This is a genomic window from Thalassotalea sediminis (assembly GCF_030295915.1).
Classification (GTDB): domain Bacteria; phylum Pseudomonadota; class Gammaproteobacteria; order Enterobacterales; family Alteromonadaceae; genus Thalassotalea_C; species Thalassotalea_C sediminis.
This window is the reverse complement of the sequence record NZ_AP027361.1, coordinates 3054230-3073310: the sequence shown is the minus strand read 5'-3', so window position 1 is coordinate 3073310 and position 19081 is coordinate 3054230. Positions and strand designations below refer to the sequence as shown.

Here is a 19081-nt window from a genome sequence, read left to right as displayed (position 1 = left end):
TGCTATGATTTCGTAACCCTGTTAACTTCTTCCAAACTGGTGACACCTTGCATGGCTTTTTTTAACCCAGATTGCCGTAAATTGTTAAAGCCTTCCTTTTGACATTGTGCGGCAATATCTAAGGAATTTCCACCTTCCATAATAATGCTAGATATCTGATCGTTAATTTTTATAACTTCATATATACCGACGCGACCTTTATAACCGCCAGTACATTGATCACAACCCACAGGTTTATATAAGGTCATGTTATTAATTTGTTCAGGTAAAAAGCCTTGATTTAGCAATTCAGCTTCAGGTACATGCTCTTCTTCTTTACATTGTGCACACAAACGTCGGGCAAGTCGTTGGGCGATAATAATGGTTACAGAGCTGGCAACATTGTATGAAGGCACGCCCATATTTAAAAGACGAGTTAAGGTTTCGGCGGCGGAATTGGTATGTAGTGTAGAAAGTACTAAATGACCCGTTTGTGCTGCTTTAATGGCTATTTCTGCTGTTTCTAGATCGCGTATTTCACCTACCATAACAATATCTGGATCTTGACGTAAAAAAGAGCGTAAAGCACTCGGGAATGTTAACCCTGCTTTCGTATTAATTTGAACTTGATTAATACCTTCTAAGTTAATTTCAACCGGATCTTCAGCAGTAGAGATATTGCGTTCTGATGTGTTTAAAATATTTAAGCCAGTATAGAGTGAGACTGTTTTACCTGAGCCTGTTGGCCCTGTTACTAAAATCATACCTTGTGGCTGTGCTAGCGCATCCATATAAATCTTTTTCTGTTCGGGTTCGTAGCCGAGCATATCAATTCCTAGCATGGCACTGGAAGAGTCCAGAATACGCATTACGATTTTTTCGCCCCACATGGTGGGTAAAGTAGATACACGAAAATCAATCGACTTTCGTTTTGATAACGCGAGTTTTATGCGTCCATCTTGTGGAACCCTACGCTCTGCAATATCTAATTTAGACATCACTTTTAACCGTGCTGCCATGCGAGAAGATAAAGCAACAGGAGGCTTGGCAACTTCGGTTAAAATACCATCAATACGAAAACGGATGCGATAGGCTTTCTCATAAGGTTCAAAATGTAAATCGGAAGCCCCTTTTTTTATTGCATCTAACAGTATTTTATTAATATAAACAACGATAGGCGCATCTTCTTTATCACCTGAAGGTACGTCATCGTCATCTTTACGTTCTTCTTGAACGTCAATACCTGAAAGCTCTTCGGTATCAATATCACTGATATCAAGTGCGCCACTTTCTTCTTCCAATACTTTTTCTATGCAGTCATGTAAGCCTTTTTCATTGACTAAGACCAATTCCGTAGTAAAGCCGGTATTAAATTGTATTTCTTCTAAGGCATCCAAGTTGGTTGGATCAGAAATAGCCACATACAGTACTTTACCGCGTAAAAATAAAGGAAGAGCGTTGTGTTTACGAATTAACTTTTCGTTGCGGATCCCCTCTGGAACAAGGCTGGTATCAAAATGTGATAAGTCAATTAACGGGTAACCAAAACTTTTGGATAAAATAGCGGCAATATTCTGTGCATTAAAGTGCTTGTCTTCAACGAGGTAACGAACGAAAGGTTTTTTTTGTTGAATAAAGTCAGCACTGATTTGATCGACCATTTCAGTCGGTACTAAATCATGCTTAGATAAAGCTGATAAAACACTGGATTGTTGATGCAGTCCTTTCATAAAGCCTTGGTTACACTCATAAATATACTGTCAAATTACAGTGTAACGCATTTTTGAACGGAAACACAAAGAAGGTGGGAGATTTATTAACTAAAAATATAAAAAAACTGACTAGATCTTGACGTAAATATTTATACACTTGAACTGATTGATTTAGGCTTTAGCATAATCCTGATGCTACGCAGCCACCAGTGCCAGTTGTCCAAAGCACCCGACCACCATTGACATTTCCAATTAAGATATATGTATCACTTGAAGTAATCCCTCCTACATTATCAGGAGTTACTGTAATTGTAATTTGCGTGGCATTACCTGAAAACGTTACCGTATCGACTAACGTTGTTGCTGACCATTCAGGTTTTTCAGGTAAAGTGCTGCAATCTGCTACCATATCCGTTTGTACGCAGATATCGATTAATTTTCGTGCTGGATCCGCAGCGGCAACCACTGTCGCAAAACGTGCACGGTCAGAATAGGCTTGAAAGGCAGGAATAGCAATCGCGGCTAAAATACCAATGATTGCAACCACAATCATTAATTCAATTAAGGTAAAGCCGCTATTTAGTTTTTTCATCACGTAAGAAGCAAAAAGCTCCCGTAGGAGCTTATTTACTGATTAACATAAACCAGCCGCGACACAAGAGCCTGATGGATCCCATTGAATCGGTGCAGTAACACCATTAGGAGTTAAAATGTAAGTAACACCATTTACGTCAGTGGCAGTAATTACACCGTCAGTTACACTTACACTCTGAACTTCACCATTTGCACCAGCAGGACCGGGAATACCATTAGTACCTTCATCGGCATCTGCTAAAGCAGTTATTCTTCCTGTTTGTGCGGCAACTTCGAATGCACTTTTATAAGGTGTTACCGCAAGTACAACTTCTGAAAAAGCAGCGCGATCAGAGTAGGTTTGATATGCAGGCAATGCGACCGCGGCCAAAATACCGATAATCGCAACCACGATCATTAATTCGATTAAAGTAAAGCCTTGTTGGCCTTTTTTAGCTGTTAAAATGTTTTGTAGTGTCTTTTTCATAATAAGTAAATCCATACCAGTTATTACGGGGGCTAAATTCATACTGCGCCAAAAATTGAAAAATGTAAAATATTGTGTGTGAATTTTTTATAAATTTTCCAATATTTAACTTTTTTTCAGTAAAATCGATTGTTTTTTAACAACTTGTTAACGACAGTTGCTTAAAAATTATACATCAATAAGACTATAGCGCAAAATCTGCAAAGTGTATAAGTAGTTGGTATTGAACGATGAAAATGAAAAAATAAGTGCTAAAGGTCATGAGTTAACCTTTAGCACTTTTTTAAGAAGGTCTTAAACAAAACGCATTGATAAGTCGATAGCGTTAATATGTTTAGTAATAGCGCCTACAGAAATAAAATCAACGCCAGATTTAGCATAAGTAGTCAGTGTTTCGAAGGTCATATTGCCTGATACTTCTAATTTTGTTTTTCCTGCTGATATCTCTCGCGTTAACACAACCGCTTCATCTATCATTGCTGGCGAAAAGTTATCTAACATTATAATATCAGCACCGGCAGTTAAGGCTTCTGTCAGTTCCTCGAGCCCTTCAACTTCAACTTCTACTGTTTTCGTTGGATGGCTTAAACGTGCCGTTGAAATAGCTTTTGTAATACTGCCACAGGCGGCAATGTGATTTTCTTTAATTAAAAACGCGTCAAATAGCCCGATACGATGATTTACACCACCACCGCAGGTTACCGCATACTTTTGTGCTGATCGCAAACCCGGAACAGTTTTTCGAGTATCAAGTAATTTAGTCTGCGTTGTCGCTAATTGTTCAACATATTTAGCAGTAATTGTAGCGGTTGCTGATAATGACTGTAGAAAATTTAATGCGGTTCGTTCGCCAGTGAGTAGGGTACGTGCATTGCCAGAAAGCTCAAACAGGGTTGTATTGGCTTTTACCGTTTGACCATCATTTACGAACCAAGTGATTTTCGTCTTATCTGTCTCTGCGGAGTTTAAAGCTTCGTCGAGCAATTTAAACACCTGATTAACCCATTCAACACCACAAATTACACAGTCTTCGCGTGTAATGATATTGGCTACCGCTTTTTCGTGACGTGGAATAAGTTCAGCGGTTATATCTGATGATGAAGAAATATCATGTAAGGTGGAAACACCTAAATCTTCACATAATGCATTACTTACTGAATGGCTAATGTCATGAGTTAATTGCGCTGATAACATGAATAAAGTCTCTTATCTTTCTTTTAAAGTGAGTTGCGTGCCCGTTTGGGTAAATTCTACCTTTTTCAAGGCACTCATGCCTAATAGAATTTCATCCGATTTCATACCAGGGTTAATACTTGCTCTAACGTTATAGAGAAATAGATTGCCGATACTTAATTCGTCTAATTTAGTATCGTAGACGCGCACATTACCATTTGCCGTTTGGGCCAAATGGCTACCAAAAGATTGTAATTGCAATGCTTGGGCAATATGTGAGGGAATACTTACGTTAGTTGCACCTGTATCGAGTAAAAAGGTGACTTGTTGGCCATTTATTGTGCCTTCTACAACATAATGCCCAGCTTTGTTTTGTTTAAGTATAACTTCTGCTTTGCCACTATTTGATAGTCTATATTCGGGCGAAGTATTTGGATTCCATTGTTTATCAAGGATATCTTGGAAAAAGAAAACCAGCAGAGCAAGCGCAATTATCCAGGCTAGCCAAACAAAATACTTAGCAAATCCGATATCAGGTGGTGTTTTCTGGTTCAAAACTTTAAATCACTCCCTTGTATGAGTATGATGCGCTTATATGCATTTTATACGTGTAACACGATTATGGACGATTCATTATCGCAAAGTGAAGACAAGATTGTAAATGGATGGTACTTAGCTGCAGAAAAATGCCCGTCACCGCATTATGACGAGCGAGAACAATGTTCTCCGCAAGCTATTAGTTTGCTGGTCATACATAATATATCATTGCCACCAGGCCAGTTCGGCGGCTCTTATATCAGCGACTTATTTTTAGGAAAGCTTGATAAAAATGCACACCCTTCATTTAAAGATATATATCAACTTCGCGTATCGGCTCACTGTTTGATCAGACGCGATGGCACTGTCATTCAATACGTTTCTTTTAACAATCGGGCATGGCATGCTGGTGTTTCCTCTTATTTAGGAAAAGAAAAGTGTAATGATTTTTCTATAGGTATTGAACTAGAAGGTACTGATGATACGCCTTATACAACAGCGCAATATAATCACTTAGCAAGATTAACCACAGTAATAAAAAGCAACTATCGCCAAATAGGTGAGAATATTGTTGGACATTGTGATATTGCGCCAGAGCGAAAAACTGATCCAGGGCGTGTATTTGATTGGCAACGATATAAACAATTATTGGCATAAACCAACGGTAAGTCGCACATTCCATTGTGTTGTGTGGCAAAATGCAGGGTAAGAAAGGCAGAATTTACGTGTAAACGATGTAGTAAGTTAGTAATACATCGTTTAATAGTGTGCCTTAATTGGCACATTGGTCTATTAAAACAACGAGAAAATGGAAGCATGTATGAGCTTAATTAGTTTATTAATTGCCTTGGCAGCAGAGAAATATCTTTCTTCTTCTGCTTGGCAGTTTAGTGTTTATTATCAACGCTATTTGCAAATGTTTAAAAACCTAAAAGCATTTGGCGCGCCACAAAAATCGCTAATGGCAAATGTTGCTTTTATCGTATTGCCTACAGTTATTTGTTACTTATTATTGAGCCTAATTGATGATGGTATTTTACATTTAATCATTTCTACGCTTGTGTTGATTGTTTGTTTTGGTTGTATAAAAACACGAGATACTTATAAGCAGTATCTTATGGCGGCTTTTCGCGGTGAGCAAACGACATGTAGCTTATACCATCAACAACTCACTCAAGATAAAAGTTTACCTGCGCTAGGTTTCGGGCAGTCGCTGGTGTGGTTAAATTACCGCTACTTTATCGCTATTATGATCTTTTTCGTTCTTTTTGGTGCGCCAGGAGCGTTATTTTATCGTTTACTTACAAAGTTAAATGAATCACCTCAATGTAAACTTGAATGCGAAGACAAACTCATGAAAGCAGACTTAACGATTGACGGCGAATCATCAGTTAATGTAGATGATAACAATGAGCAAGATACTGAAAATAGTGACGATTGCAGCGAAGAAAACCAAGAAGTAAAGCGTTTTAACCAGAAGTTTCTGTTTATAGTAGATTGGTTACCGGTAAGACTTGTCGCCTTTGGTTATATGTTAGTTGGGCACTTTTCAAAAGCATTACCTGTTTGGTTAGAAAACTTCTTTGATGTTGAAAAATTACCACATAATGTTTTAGTAAGCGTTGCAGAAAAATCTGAAGATTTAATGATAGATCAAGATGATTGTACGGCCGAACCTTGTTTACTTGTTCGTCTTGCCAAGCGAACTCTACTCCTTTGTTTGGCCATTATTTCTATGTTGATCTTAACAGGTTTTATTAGCTAAAAACTCCCATAAGCTGCGCTATTATATAGTGCGGCTACCACATGAAACATAGTATTAAGCCCTCGCGATTTAACGCGAGGGCTTTTTTCATTTTACTTTATTTTAGGGCGTCTTACAGGTCAACCTGTGTAATGTTTTGCGTAGTTTGTGCCTGGTTTTCATAGTTGTTTTTTTCATCAACTAGGCTATGTTCTATTTACATCTACGCTGTTGTTTGTTATTTTTACATCAGTTTTTATATTGGTATTACCAATTTACCACTGAGGTTTTGACGCATATTTCGAATGAATAATGTGTGTTAACTTATTGTACATATGGATATTTATGGTGCTTCCTAACATCAAACAGCCGTTAAAACAGGCCAAACTTTCTGACGTGATCCAATCACAGTTGGAAACGATGATTTTAGAAGGAAGCTTAAAAGCTGGGCAAAAATTGCCACCTGAACGTGAATTGGCTAAGCAGTTCGATGTTTCTCGTCCGTCGCTAAGAGAAGCAATACAGAAATTAGAAGCTAAAGGCTTAGTAAATAGGCGTCAAGGTGGCGGCACATTTGTAAGTGATCAAATATTGAAGGGCTTTTCAGATCCTTTATTTGATTTAATGGCTGGTAGTACTGAATCACAATTTGATTTATTAGAATTTCGACATGGCATTGAAGGTATGTCGGCTTATTATGCTGCAATGCGTGGTACCGAAGCTGATTACGAGTTAATAAAAGCCAAACATGACGCTATTGGTAATGCGCAAATTGAAACGAACTACCGTGAAGAAGCGGAAGCAGTTTACGAATTTTATTTAGCAATATGCGCAGCATCGCATAACGGTGTTATTTTGCATTTAGCACGCAGTATGTCTTTGTTAGTTATTGATAATATAGAACAAAATTTAACGATTTTAGCTAAGCGTCCAGATATTTTCGCTAAGATCGACGAATATAGAACACGCTTAATGGATGCTATTTTAAGTGGGCAACCTCAAAAAGCATGGGGTGCTAGCCACCGCCATTTAGCGTTTATAGAAGAAGTTTTGCTGAATTTAACGGAAGAACAGAGTCGAATGGAACGTTCACTCCGGAGAATGCAGCGCATTTAAACCGTCGAGGTTATACGGTTAATGAGATAGCAGGTTAATGTTTATATGTATTGCTAACGAGTTAGCGTGCATCAATAAACGTTTACCTACAAATTTTACATTTATAAATAACAAATCGGAGACTAAGTAATACTATGTCTGAGCTCCCAGAAAACGTGGATATTGATTCACTAGAAACGCAAGAGTGGATCGAATCAATGGAAGCTGTTTTGGAAAATGAAGGTCCAGAACGCGCACATTTCTTATTGGAAAAATTAATCGATCAAGCACGCCGCAGTGGTACACACTTGCCGTTTGATGCTACAACTGCATACGTTAATACTATTCCACCAGGACAAGAACCTCACATGCCTGCGGATCAAACGATTGAGCAACGTATTCGTGCTGCAATTCGTTGGAATGCCATGGCATTAGTATTACGCGCCTCTAAAAAAGATTTAGAACTTGGTGGCCATATTGGCTCTTTCGCGTCTTCTGCAACGCTTTACGATGTTGGTTTTAACCATTTCTTTAAAGCAGCTACACCAGAAAATGGTGGTGACTTTATTTTTGCGCAAGGCCATATTTCACCAGGCATATATGCACGAGCCTTTTTAGAAGGGCGTTTAACTGAAGAGCAAATGGCTAACTTCCGTCAAGAAGTTGATGGTAACGGTCTTTCTTCTTATCCTCATCCACACCTTATGGATGACTTTTGGCAGTTTCCAACCGTGTCGATGGGTTTAGGCCCGTTACAAGCGATTTATACTGCTCGTTTTCTTAAGTATTTAACAAACCGAGGCATTAAAGATTGTTCTGAGCAACGAGTATACTGCTTTTTAGGTGATGGTGAGTGTGACGAACCAGAATCATTAGGTGCGATAGGCTTAGCGTCTCGTGAAGGCTTAGATAATTTAACGTTTGTTATCAACTGTAACTTGCAACGTCTTGATGGCCCAGTGCGTGGTAATGGGAAAATCATTCAAGAATTAGAAGGAACATTCCGCGGCGCGGGTTGGGAAGTAATTAAAGTGATTTGGGGTTCTTATTGGGATCCATTAATTGCACGTGATACGTCTGGAAAACTAGTACAGTTAATGAATGAAACCGTTGACGGTGAGTATCAAAACTGTAAAGCGAAAGGCGGAAAATATACGCGTGATAACTTCTTTGGTAAGCATCCGGAAACGGCAGCAATGGTTGCTAATATGTCTGATGCGGATATTTGGCGTTTAAACCGTGGTGGTCATGATCCCGTTAAAGTTTATGCAGCCTATGACAAAGCAATTAAAACGAAAGGTCGTCCAACTGTTATCTTAGCTAAAACCGTTAAAGGCTTTGGTTTAGGTCAGTCAGGTGAAGCACAAAACGTTGCACATAATGTTAAAAAGATGGATATCGAATCTATCAAACAATATCGTGATCGTTTTAATATGCCAATCGGCGATGATCAAATTGAAGATTTACCATTCTTTAAATTTGATGAAGATAGCCCTGAAATGCAGTACATGCGCGCGCGCAGAGAGTCTTTAGGTGGTTCATTGCCAGCACGTCGTGTTCAAGCAGATGAAGCGATTGAAGTACCGTCACTTAAAGCGTTTGACGCTATCACGAAAGGGTCAGGTGAGCGTGAAGTATCATCAACAATGACTTTTGTTCGTGTGTTAAATGCGATTTTAAAAGATAAGAAAATTGGTAAGCGTGTCGTCCCTATTATTCCTGATGAAGCGCGTACTTTTGGTATGGAAGGCTTATTCCGCCAAGTTGGTATTTACGCTAATGAAGGGCAAAAATACATCCCTCAAGATGCAGACCAAGTCGCTTATTATCGTGAAGATAAGAAAGGTCAGGTATTGCAAGAAGGTATCAACGAGTTAGGCGCAATGGCTTCTTGGGTAGCTTCGGGTACGTCTTATTCAACCTGTAATGCGACAACTATCCCATTTTATATTTATTACTCGATGTTTGGTTTCCAACGTGTGGGTGATTTGGCATGGGCCGCAGGTGATTCACAAGCACGAGGTTTCTTACTTGGTGCAACCGCAGGTAGAACAACATTGAATGGTGAAGGTCTACAGCATCAAGATGGTCATTCACATGTGCAAGCTGGTTTGATTCCAAACTGTGTTACTTATGATCCAACCTATGGTTATGAAGTTGCGGTAGTTGTTCAGGATGGTTTACGTCGTATGTATGAAGAAAACGAAAATGTTTTCTATTACTTAACGTTGATGAATGAAAACTACCAGCATCCGGCAATACCTGAAGATAAAGATATTGCTGAAAAAATAATTAAAGGTATTTATAAGCTTGAACGTGTAGAAGCAAAATCTGCAAAAGCTAATGTTCAATTGATGGGTTCTGGTACTATTTTGCTGCAAGTACGCGAAGCAGCGCAGATTTTAGCAAATGATTACGGTGTATCTGCAGACGTATACTCAGTAACTTCGTTTAATGAATTAGCGCGTGAAGGTCAAGAAGTAACACGTCACAATATGCTTAACCCTGAAGCTGAAGCGCAAGTACCTTATGTAGGTCAAGTGATCACTAAAGAGGCTGGTCCTGCTATTGCTGCAACAGATTATGTTAAAGCGTATTCTGATCAAGTACGAGCATTTATCGATACCGACTACCGCTGTCTAGGTACTGATGGATTTGGTCGTTCAGATAGCCGAGCCAATTTACGTCGTCATTTCGAAGTTAATGCATCTTATATTGTTGTTGCTTCATTATATGAACTTGCTAATCGCGGAGATATTGAGCGTAAGGTTGTAACTGAAGCGATCAAGCGATTTGAAATTGATACCGAAAAACTTAACCCGCTTTACGCATAATTAGGACTAGAGGAGAAGATTATGTCTGATGTTCAACAAATTCTAGTCCCAGATGTAGGTGGCGATGAAGTTGAAGTAATAGAAATATGTGTTGCTGTTGGCGATACATTAGAAGCTGACGAAGGTATTGTAACCGTTGAGACTGATAAAGCGTCGATGGATATACCCGCACCAATGGCAGGTGAACTTGCCTCACTTAGTGTAAATGTTGGTGACAAAATTAAAGAAGGCGATGTTATTGGTGAATTAAAAACAGCAGGTGTAAATGAAGCACCCGCTGATGAAGCGGAACCAAAAAGCGAACCTGAACAAGCGCCAACACCAGCTCCTGAAGCGGAAGAAAAACCTGCTGAAAGCGAAGCACAATCAGCTACTGCAGGTGGTAGTGAGGTGATTGACGTACTTGTGCCTGATATTGGCGAAGACGGTGAAGTTGACGTTATTGATGTCCTTGTTTCTGTTGGTGATGAAGTTCAAGAAGAAGATGGCTTGATTACGTTAGAAACAGATAAAGCAACGATGGATGTACCTTCATCGCATGCTGGTATTGTTAAAGAAGTATTCATTAGTGTTGGCGATAAAGTCGGCCAAGGCGCGTTAGTTGTTAAACTTGAAACCAACAGTGGTGCGCCAGCGGCGATAGAACAACCTGCTGCACCAGCTCCTGCTGAAGAAAAGCCGGCTGCTCCTGAACCAGAGCCTCAGAAGAAAAGTGCACCAGTACCTCATCACCCTTCTGCTGGCGAGTTTAAAGCAACGGGTAAAATATTTACCTCACCATCAATTCGTCGTATTGCTCGCGAATTTGGTGTTGATTTATCTCTGGTAAAAGGTACGGGACGCAAAGGACGTATTTTAAAAGAAGATGTACAGTCTTACGTAAAATATGAACTCTCTCGTCCTAAAGCAACAGGGTCAAATGCTGTTGCCGGTGGTACAGGTGGCTTACAAGTTGTAGCGAGTAAACCTGTTGATTTCTCGAAGTTTGGTGAAATTGAAACCAAAGAGTTATCGCGTATTCAAAAAATATCAGGGCCGTTTTTGCATAAAAACTGGGTAACGATTCCACATGTTACACAGTTTGATGAAGCTGATATCACCAATGTTGAAGCTTTCCGCAAAGAACAAAACGTTGTTTGTGAAAAACAAAAACTTGGTTTTAAAATTACGCCGTTAGTCTTTATTATGAAGGCAGCAGCAGATGCGCTTAAAGCTTTCCCTACCTTTAATGCAAGTTTAAGTGAAGATGGCGAAAGCTTGATCTTAAAGAAATATGTGCATATTGGTGTTGCAGTAGATACGCCGAATGGGTTGGTCGTGCCAGTAGTGCGTGATGTCGATAAAAAAGGCATTTATGAATTGTCTAAAGAGCTTCTTGAAATTAGCGTTAAGGCGCGTGAAGGCAAACTCAAAGCGGCTGATATGCAAGGCGGTTGTTTTACAATTTCAAGCCTTGGCGGTATTGGTGGTACGGCATTTACGCCTATCGTTAATGCTCCTGAAGTTGCGATATTAGGCGTGTCTAAATCTGAAATGAAGCCGAAATGGAACGGTAAAGAATTTGAGCCTAAGTTAATGTTACCATTGTCGATGTCTTATGATCATCGCGTAATTGATGGCGCATTAGCTGCTCGCTTTACTGTGCATTTAGCTTCTGTAATGAGTGATATACGAAAACTTATATTGTAATAGCTTATGGCAAATGAAAGTAATCAACATTATGTTGGTTACTTTCTGCTACTTTGGTCTTAGAAATTACGATTAAAGATGGCGATTTAGCTCGAGTTTAAGTAAACTTCGAGCCAGAAAAATCAAATGAATAAATACTTGTGGCTTTTTAGTATAAATTGAGTGGCAAGTGACCAAACAACAAGTGAATTGAGGTTAGCATGAGTAACGAAATTAAGACTCAAGTAGTCGTTTTAGGTGCAGGTCCTGGCGGTTATTCAGCGGCATTCCGTGCGGCTGATTTAGGCTTAGATGTAGTATTAGTTGAAAGCCGTGAGACATTAGGTGGCGTATGTTTAAATGTAGGTTGTATTCCTTCTAAAGCATTACTTCATGTCGCTAAAGTTATCGATGACGCAGCAGAAATGGCTTCGCACGGTGTTACTTTTGGTAAACCAGAAATTGATTTAGATAAAATTAGAAGTTGGAAAGAAAGTGTTATTGGTCAACTGACAAATGGTTTAGGTGGTATGTCTAAAGCACGTAAAGTTAAAACGGTAACTGGTTTCGGAAAGTTTACCTCTGACAAAACTGTTGAAGTAGAAGGTGCAGACGGTAAAACGACTATTTCATTTGATAATGCAATCATCGCGTGTGGTTCTTCAGTCATCGATTTACCTTTCATTCCAAATGACGATCCGCGTGTTATTGATTCTACAGGTGCTCTTGAACTTCAAGACGTTCCAGAAGAAATGCTTGTACTAGGTGGCGGTATTATCGGTTTAGAAATGGGAACGGTATACAGTGCACTTGGTTCTAATGTATCAGTGGTAGAATTTGCTGATCAATTAGTACCTGCAGCGGATAAAGATATTGTACAAATCTACACTAAGTACAATAAGAAGAAATTTAACATCATGCTTTCAACTAAAGTTGTTGCAGTAGAAGCTAAAGATGATGGTTTATATGTGACGTTTGAAGGCAAGAATGCACCAGAAGGTCAAGTTCGTTATGACAAGATCCTTGTGGCGGTTGGTCGTAAACCTAATGGTCATCTAGTAGGTGCTGACAAAGCAGGTGTTAACGTTGATGAGCGTGGTTTTATTAATGTATCAAATGAATTACGTACAAACGTTAATCACATCTTCGCTATTGGTGATGTAGTAGGTCAGCCAATGCTTGCGCATAAGGCTGTACATGAAGCGCATGTTGCAGCAGAAGTAATTGCAGGTAAGAAGCATGTGTTTGACCCACGTTGTATCCCGTCAATTGCATATACAGATCCAGAAATGGCGTGGGTTGGTATTACTGAACGTGAAGCAAAAGAAGAAGGTCTAAATATTGAAGTTGCTAACTTCCCTTGGGCTGCATCTGGTCGAGCTATTGCCTCAGCACGTACTGAAGGTAAAACTAAAATGATCTTTGAAAAAGAAACGGGTCGTGTACTTGGTGGTGCTATTGTTGGTATCAACGCAGGTGAAATGTTAGGTGAAATTTGCTTAGCAGTTGAAATGGGCGCGGATGCCGAAGATGTTGGTTTAACTATACATGCTCACCCAACGTTAAATGAATCAATTGGCCTTGCCGCAGAAATTTTCGAAGGCTCAATTACTGATTTACCTAACCCAAAAGCGGTTAAGAAAAAGAAATAATTGTTAGTTTCTTAGCTCATAAAAAAAGCAGCGTATTTACGCTGCTTTTTTTATGAGCTAAGAAAAGCGTGCAAAAGCAATTAGATACTGTAGTATGTTGCATAAATGTAAATTTATATTTCAAGGATGGAATAGGCAATGCTATTTCGAGCACTTATACTTTTAATCGTTATTTCCTCTAGCGTTCACGCTAAAAATACACTGACCTACAAAGAATTCGGTCATTTACCGATGATCGAGCTACCTTCGGTATCACCAAGCGGCAAGCATGTAGCTGCCGTTTTTAATTCAGACAATGGCCCTGCAGTTGTTTTAAGTGATTTTGGTAAGAATGACATTACTACTTTAGTACAACTTAAAAAATCTCGAGATCGTATTGAAGATATTTATTGGGTGAACGATACAAGGTTATTAGTTATCGCGAGTTATTCAGAAAAAATTGTTAATCGATATTTTCGATTTTCGCGTATTTTTTCTATTAATACCGATGGCACTGAGTTAAGAGAGTTAGTGGTAAAATCCCCTAAAGAATTAGCGCCTTGGGAAAAACGAGCAATGGGTGATATTGATTTAGTCTCTTTATTAGAAGATGACCCTCAGCACGTTTTACTGCAAACGTTTGATGTTAGAGACGAAGCTAATGTTGTCTATAAAATAAATGTATATACCGGCGATTACGAAAAGCTGTTTGCCAATACCTACAATGTGCATAGTTGGGTGGCTGATGAAAATGATAATGTCGTATTTGGTTATGGTACGGAACATGCGCAATCGGATGTAAGCACGATTTGGTACCGTAAAGATGACAAAAGCGAGTGGCAATTGTTGCACAAGCGTAAAGCGTTTTCCGGTGAGACTTTCTCTCCAATAACGGTTGTTAACGGTAAGCTTTATGTAATGACGGATTATCAAACCGGTAGACAAAGCCTATGGTTATACGATATTGCAACAGCAAGCTACGAAAAAATGCTTTATGGTCACGATAAGTATGATCTAGAGGGCGTTTTATATAACAGCAAACGCAGTAAAGTTGTCGGTGTATATTATTATGAGCATTTTCGTAAAAATCATTATTTAGAAGATGAAAATAACCAACTTTCAACGTTAGTGAAAAATACCTTTAAAGGGTTTCATACCAGTATATATACTTGGAGTGATGATAGAAAACAGATGCTCGTTAGCGCACAAAAAGATAATAGCCCGGGAAAGTTTTTTTGGTTAGACCTTGCCAAAAAAGCGGGCGGTGTTTGGTTTAGTCAATATCCATATTTGGAAAACCAGCCGCTAGCTAACGTGTTACCGATCAACTTTAAAGCGGAAGATGGTGTTGATCTAACTGGTTATTTAACGTTACCCAACACGTCTAGTAGTAAAAAACCGCCACTTATTGTCTGGCCGCATGGTGGACCAATTGGGGTTAGGGATTACATGTATTTTGATCCTTACGTACAGTTTTTTAGTAATAAAGGCTACGCAGTGTTGCAGGTTAATTATCGTGGCTCTGGTGGATTTGGTTCGAATTTTGAAGCGTCTGGGCACCTTGAGTGGGGCAAGAAAATGCAGCAAGATGTTTATGCTGGCGTGGATTGGGTATTAAGCAAAGATTTAGTTGACTCATCGAAAATGTGTTTTGCTGGATACAGCTATGGTGGATATGCTGCGTTAACAGCAGCGTTTCAGCAGCCGGGTAAATACGATTGCATAATTAGTATCGCGGGTATTAGCGATCTATATACGCTTGCTACAACTGATTACAAGTGGAAAGGTGGTATTAGAGCGCATATTGTTAATACCATTGGCGACCCAACGAATGAGCAAGTAGAAGCTGAATTAAAATCACTTTCAGCGATCAATAATTTAGATAAAATTAAAGCGCCAATTTTACTTTTACATGGCACACATGATACGCAAGTTAGAACAAAGCAATCTTCAGAGTTCTATGAACAAGCAAAAAGTAAAGGTGTAGATGTAAAATATGTTGAATACAAATGGGGCACACATTACCTTGATGAGCAAGAAAATAGGCTTGATGCTTTTTCCCAGATAGAAAGCTTTTTAGCAGAACATTTAGACTAATTTTGTTAGTTGATTACATTAAATAAGCCAGCGGTTTTGCTGGCTTTTTGCTATGCTTAATAATACATTTTGAATATTATTGTCGTTAATTTCTATGATTAAGTACTTTCTTTTTTGTATTGTGATTTTTATTACTGGTTGTGCAAGTAACACGTCTTCAAGTCAATTCGATTTCGACCACGGTGTTCATTTTGAGCAGTCATTACTTGAAGATGGACGTTATCATTTTGTGGTACGTGCTAAAGAGCATACGCACTTTAGTCGTTTGGCAACATTCCTTGTCAGAAAGTCGTTAGAAGTATGTAACGCCTATGGCTTTAAGATAGAGGTGTTAGCAGGTGTTGAAGAGTATGACGATAGAGTAGCACGCCCCAATTACATTATTCCTTCTTTGGCTGCAAATGTTGAGTGTCCGTCAAAATAATCGTTACTTTATGAATTGCCGTTTTATAACTATTACTAGTAGTACTAAGCTCTAAAGTTTATATTTTTGGTCGGCACAGGTTGGTATCGTGAATAGTGTAAAAATAAAGTGCTAAAGGGTGAAAGGTATAAATTATCATTGATGAGTGTAAGACATAAAAAAGGGTTGCTACTTAGCAACCCTTTTTAGTTTAAGTATGTATTAAACCGCTTTAACAGGAATGTACTTAGTGCTCATTTCTTCTGTTGGTGGTTCGAAGTTAGTTAAATCTATACCTTCAACAGCTGCTGTGTACTCGTCCATTGTTGGGAAACGACCTAATACCGTAGAAAGTACTACCAATGGCGTTGAACCTAGCAATGATTCACCTTTTTTCTCAGCGGTATCTGCTACTACACGGCCTTGGAATAAACGTGTTGATGTGGCGATTACAGTATCACCTGGTTCAGCTTTTTCTTGGTTACCCATACATAAGTTACAGCCTGGGCGTTCAAGATAAAGGATGTTGTCATATTTAGTACGTGCCTCGCCTTTTGGCTTGTCATCGTCAAACACAAAACCAGAGTATTTTTCTAATACTTCCCAATCACCTTCTGCTTTTAGTTCATCAACAATGTTGTAAGTTGGTGGCGCAACAACTAATGGCGCTTTAAATTCAACTGAGCCATTTTGTTTTTCAAGGTTACGTAACATTTGCGCAATGATTTGCATATCGCCTTTGTGCACCATACAAGAACCAACAAACCCTAAATCAACAGGTTTGTTTTTGTAGTATGAAACAGGGCGAATAACATCATGTGTGTAGCGCTTAGATACGTCGTCGTTGTTTACATCAGGGTCCGCAATCATTGGCTCTGAGATCGCATCTAAATCGACTGTAACTTCAGCATAGTATTTGGCATTGTCATCCGGTGATAATGCAGGTTGAACACCAGATTTAATCTCTTCAATACGTTTGTCAGCTAGCTTGATCAAGCCTGCTAGCATGTTAGCTTCGTTATCCATACCTTTGTTTATCATGATTTGGATACGGCTCTTCGCTAACTCAATTGACTTAATCAACGTTTCATCATTTGAGATACAGATAGAAGCTTTCGCTTTCATTTCTGCTGTCCAGTCAGTAAATGTAAACGCTTGGTCAGCCATAAGTGTGCCAATGTGTACTTCAATAATACGACCTTGGAATACGTTTTCACCGCCAAACTGTTTAAGCATTTGCGCTTGCGTAGCGTGAACAACATCACGGAAGTCCATGTGTGACTTCATATGACCTTTAAATACTACTTTAACAGAGTCAGGAATTGGCATAGCAGATTCACCAGTAGCAAGTGCGATAGCAACCGTACCTGAATCAGCACCGAAGGCGACACCTTTAGACATACGAGTATGTGAATCACCACCAATAATGATTGCACGATCATCTACCGTGATGTCATTCAATACTTTATGAATAACATCAGTCATCGCATGATAAACACCTTTTGGATCACGCGCGGTGATAAGGCCAAAGTTATTCATGAAGCTCATTAACTTAGGAATGTTTGCTTGTGCCTTACTATCCCATACTGACGCTGTGTGACAACCAGACTGGTATGCACCGTCTACTAATGGTGAAATGGTCGACGCGGCCATTGCTTCTAGTTCCTGACAGGTCATTGGCCCTGTTGTATCTTGAGAACCAACAATATTCACTTTAACACGAACGTTAGAACCAGCGTGAAGTGGTGTATCAGATGCTACACCAACCGCATTACGGTTAAAGATTTTTTCTACGGCTGTTAAGCCTTGACCTTCATGTGAAATTTCTTTCGATGGTGCGTACACTTGTGGTGCATCAATACCTAATGTTTCAGCAGCAAGCGTTTGAAGCTTCTTACCAAATGTAACCGCATAAGAACCACCAGCTTTCATGAATTCCATTTTTTGCGGTGTAAATGCAGAAGATACATCCACTAATTCTTCATCTCCTTTATAAAGCTTCTTCGCTTTTGTATCGATAGTTAGTATGGTGCCAGTTGCCACTGAGTATGCTTCTTCAAGTATTGGGTCACCATTTTTGTCAGTGACTGTATTACCATCTGCATCTACTTTCTTCACCCAGTTTTTAAGGTCTAGACCAATACCGCCTGTTACATCAACGGTTGTTAAGAAAATAGGCGCGATACCGTTGGTACCTGCAACAACTGGTGCAATATTAATGAATGGAACGTACGGAGATGCTTGCTCGCCTGCCCATAGCGCTACGTTATTAACACCTGACATACGTGAAGAACCAACACCCATTGTACCTTTTTCGGCAATAAGCATAACTTTTGCACCAGGATGTTTAGCTTGTAACGCTTTAATTTCATCTTGCGCTTCTGGTGTGATCATACATTTGCCGTGTAATTCACGGTCAGCACGTGAGTGAGCTTGGTGACCAGGAGAAAGTAAATCAGTTGATATATCACCTTCACCAGCGATATATGTTACTACTTCAATTTTTTCGTCAATATCTGGTAGTTTTGTAAAAAACTCTGCTTTTGCATAGCTTTCTAGGATGTCTTTTGCAACAGCGTTACCAGCTTTATAGGCAGCTTGTAAGCGTGAAGTGTCAGCTTCATAGAGGAATACTTGGCTTTTTAATACGGCAGCAGCAGGTGCAGAAACCGATGGATCATCACTCAATGCCAAATCAAGTAATACTTCAATTGAAGGGCCACCTTTCATATGAGAAAGTAATTCAAACGCAAATTCCGGTGTAATTTCGCTAACCGATTCTTGGCCGAGTATAATCTCTTTTAAGAATTTTGCTTTTACACCAGCAGCGCTAGTTGTGCCTGGCAATGTGTTGTAAATGAAGAACTTTAATGAGTCTTCACGATGCTCATGGTTTTGATCTTTAATTTGTGCGATGATTTCTGATAACAATTCTGCACTATCGATAGGCTTAGGTGCCAGCCCTAAATCGGCCTTACGGCTTTCAATTTCTTTGATATATTCTAAATAAAGACTCATTTAATACTCTCTTTAGCTTTTTAATTTGCCAATAACGTGTAATCAGCAGACAATTAATTGCCTATAGTTTACCTGATTTTTGCCTTACTTCGAATCCCTTGTGGCAATAAACACCATTCATCACATTTAT

The 19081-nt window shown here is 39.2% G+C and carries 14 protein-coding genes; 8 read left to right on the top strand and 6 right to left on the bottom strand.

What is annotated here, in order from left to right; genetic code table 11:
* Positions 1-2: 2 nt before the first annotated feature.
* The 5 genes from pilB to QUE09_RS14050 all read right to left on the bottom strand — a co-directional run bounded on the left by pilB (position 3) and on the right by QUE09_RS14050 (position 4479).
* Entirely contained in the window at positions 3-1709 is a 1707-nt protein-coding gene (gene pilB, locus QUE09_RS14070; RefSeq protein ID WP_286233460.1) for a type IV-A pilus assembly ATPase PilB, read from the bottom strand.
* 160 nt (positions 1710-1869) lie between these two features.
* Positions 1870-2283 (bottom strand): pilin, encoded by a 414-nt coding sequence (locus tag QUE09_RS14065; RefSeq protein WP_286233459.1) that lies wholly within the window; start codon positions 2281-2283, stop codon positions 1870-1872.
* A 42-nt stretch (positions 2284-2325) separates the two neighbouring features.
* Positions 2326-2751, bottom strand: coding sequence for a pilin (locus QUE09_RS14060; RefSeq protein ID WP_286233458.1), 426 nt, complete (start codon positions 2749-2751; stop codon positions 2326-2328).
* Between the two features lie 294 nt (positions 2752-3045).
* Positions 3046-3945 (bottom strand): carboxylating nicotinate-nucleotide diphosphorylase, encoded by a 900-nt coding sequence (gene nadC, locus QUE09_RS14055; protein ID WP_286233457.1) that lies wholly within the window; start codon positions 3943-3945, stop codon positions 3046-3048.
* A 12-nt stretch (positions 3946-3957) separates the two neighbouring features.
* A complete protein-coding gene (locus QUE09_RS14050; protein ID WP_286233456.1) occupies positions 3958-4479 on the bottom strand; it encodes a retropepsin-like aspartic protease family protein in 522 nt (173 codons plus the stop codon).
* 66 nt (positions 4480-4545) lie between these two features.
* On the opposite strand from QUE09_RS14050, the gene ampD reads away from it, so the two are divergent.
* From ampD to QUE09_RS14010, 8 genes are all read left to right on the top strand, one after another.
* A complete protein-coding gene (gene ampD / locus QUE09_RS14045; protein ID WP_286233455.1) occupies positions 4546-5118 on the top strand; it encodes a 1,6-anhydro-N-acetylmuramyl-L-alanine amidase AmpD in 573 nt (190 codons plus the stop codon).
* A gap of 163 nt (positions 5119-5281) precedes the next feature.
* Entirely contained in the window at positions 5282-6226 is a 945-nt protein-coding gene (ampE, locus tag QUE09_RS14040) for a beta-lactamase regulator AmpE (protein ID WP_286233454.1), read from the top strand.
* Positions 6227-6550: 324 nt separating this feature from the next.
* Entirely contained in the window at positions 6551-7321 is a 771-nt protein-coding gene (gene pdhR, locus QUE09_RS14035; protein ID WP_434017212.1) for a pyruvate dehydrogenase complex transcriptional repressor PdhR, read from the top strand.
* 134 nt (positions 7322-7455) lie between these two features.
* Entirely contained in the window at positions 7456-10134 is a 2679-nt protein-coding gene (gene aceE, locus QUE09_RS14030) for a pyruvate dehydrogenase (acetyl-transferring), homodimeric type (RefSeq protein WP_286233453.1), read from the top strand.
* A 21-nt stretch (positions 10135-10155) separates the two neighbouring features.
* Positions 10156-11823, top strand: coding sequence for a dihydrolipoyllysine-residue acetyltransferase (gene aceF / locus QUE09_RS14025; RefSeq protein WP_286233452.1), 1668 nt, complete (start codon positions 10156-10158; stop codon positions 11821-11823).
* A 200-nt stretch (positions 11824-12023) separates the two neighbouring features.
* Positions 12024-13454, top strand: coding sequence for a dihydrolipoyl dehydrogenase (gene lpdA, locus QUE09_RS14020; RefSeq protein WP_286233450.1), 1431 nt, complete (start codon positions 12024-12026; stop codon positions 13452-13454).
* A gap of 138 nt (positions 13455-13592) precedes the next feature.
* A complete protein-coding gene (locus tag QUE09_RS14015; protein WP_286233449.1) occupies positions 13593-15530 on the top strand; it encodes an alpha/beta hydrolase family protein in 1938 nt (645 codons plus the stop codon).
* A gap of 94 nt (positions 15531-15624) precedes the next feature.
* On the top strand, positions 15625-15954 hold the full coding sequence (locus QUE09_RS14010; RefSeq protein WP_286233447.1) for a hypothetical protein: 330 nt from the start codon (positions 15625-15627) through the stop codon (positions 15952-15954).
* Positions 15955-16155: 201 nt separating this feature from the next.
* On the opposite strand, the gene QUE09_RS14005 is transcribed toward QUE09_RS14010, so the two are convergent.
* Entirely contained in the window at positions 16156-18951 is a 2796-nt protein-coding gene (locus QUE09_RS14005; RefSeq protein WP_286233445.1) for a bifunctional aconitate hydratase 2/2-methylisocitrate dehydratase, read from the bottom strand.
* Between the last annotated feature and the right edge of the window lie 130 nt (positions 18952-19081).

Excerpts from the sequence above, each read along its gene's own strand:
- ampE (WP_286233454.1), top strand. The coding sequence starts at position 5,282 with ATGAGCTTAATTAGTTTATTAATTGCCTTGGCAGCAGAGAAATATCTT.
- QUE09_RS14060 (WP_286233458.1), bottom strand. The coding sequence starts at position 2,751 with ATGAAAAAGACACTACAAAACATTTTAACAGCTAAAAAAGGCCAACAA.
- ampD (WP_286233455.1), top strand. The coding sequence starts at position 4,546 with ATGGACGATTCATTATCGCAAAGTGAAGACAAGATTGTAAATGGATGG.
- lpdA (WP_286233450.1), top strand. The coding sequence starts at position 12,024 with ATGAGTAACGAAATTAAGACTCAAGTAGTCGTTTTAGGTGCAGGTCCT.
- pilB (WP_286233460.1), bottom strand. The coding sequence starts at position 1,709 with ATGAAAGGACTGCATCAACAATCCAGTGTTTTATCAGCTTTATCTAAG.
- QUE09_RS14015 (WP_286233449.1), top strand. The coding sequence starts at position 13,593 with ATGCTATTTCGAGCACTTATACTTTTAATCGTTATTTCCTCTAGCGTT.
- aceE (WP_286233453.1), top strand. The coding sequence starts at position 7,456 with ATGTCTGAGCTCCCAGAAAACGTGGATATTGATTCACTAGAAACGCAA.
- QUE09_RS14065 (WP_286233459.1), bottom strand. The coding sequence starts at position 2,283 with ATGAAAAAACTAAATAGCGGCTTTACCTTAATTGAATTAATGATTGTG.
- aceF (WP_286233452.1), top strand. The coding sequence starts at position 10,156 with ATGTCTGATGTTCAACAAATTCTAGTCCCAGATGTAGGTGGCGATGAA.
- pdhR (WP_434017212.1), top strand. The coding sequence starts at position 6,551 with ATGGTGCTTCCTAACATCAAACAGCCGTTAAAACAGGCCAAACTTTCT.
- nadC (WP_286233457.1), bottom strand. The coding sequence starts at position 3,945 with ATGTTATCAGCGCAATTAACTCATGACATTAGCCATTCAGTAAGTAAT.
- QUE09_RS14010 (WP_286233447.1), top strand. The coding sequence starts at position 15,625 with ATGATTAAGTACTTTCTTTTTTGTATTGTGATTTTTATTACTGGTTGT.
- QUE09_RS14005 (WP_286233445.1), bottom strand. The coding sequence starts at position 18,951 with ATGAGTCTTTATTTAGAATATATCAAAGAAATTGAAAGCCGTAAGGCC.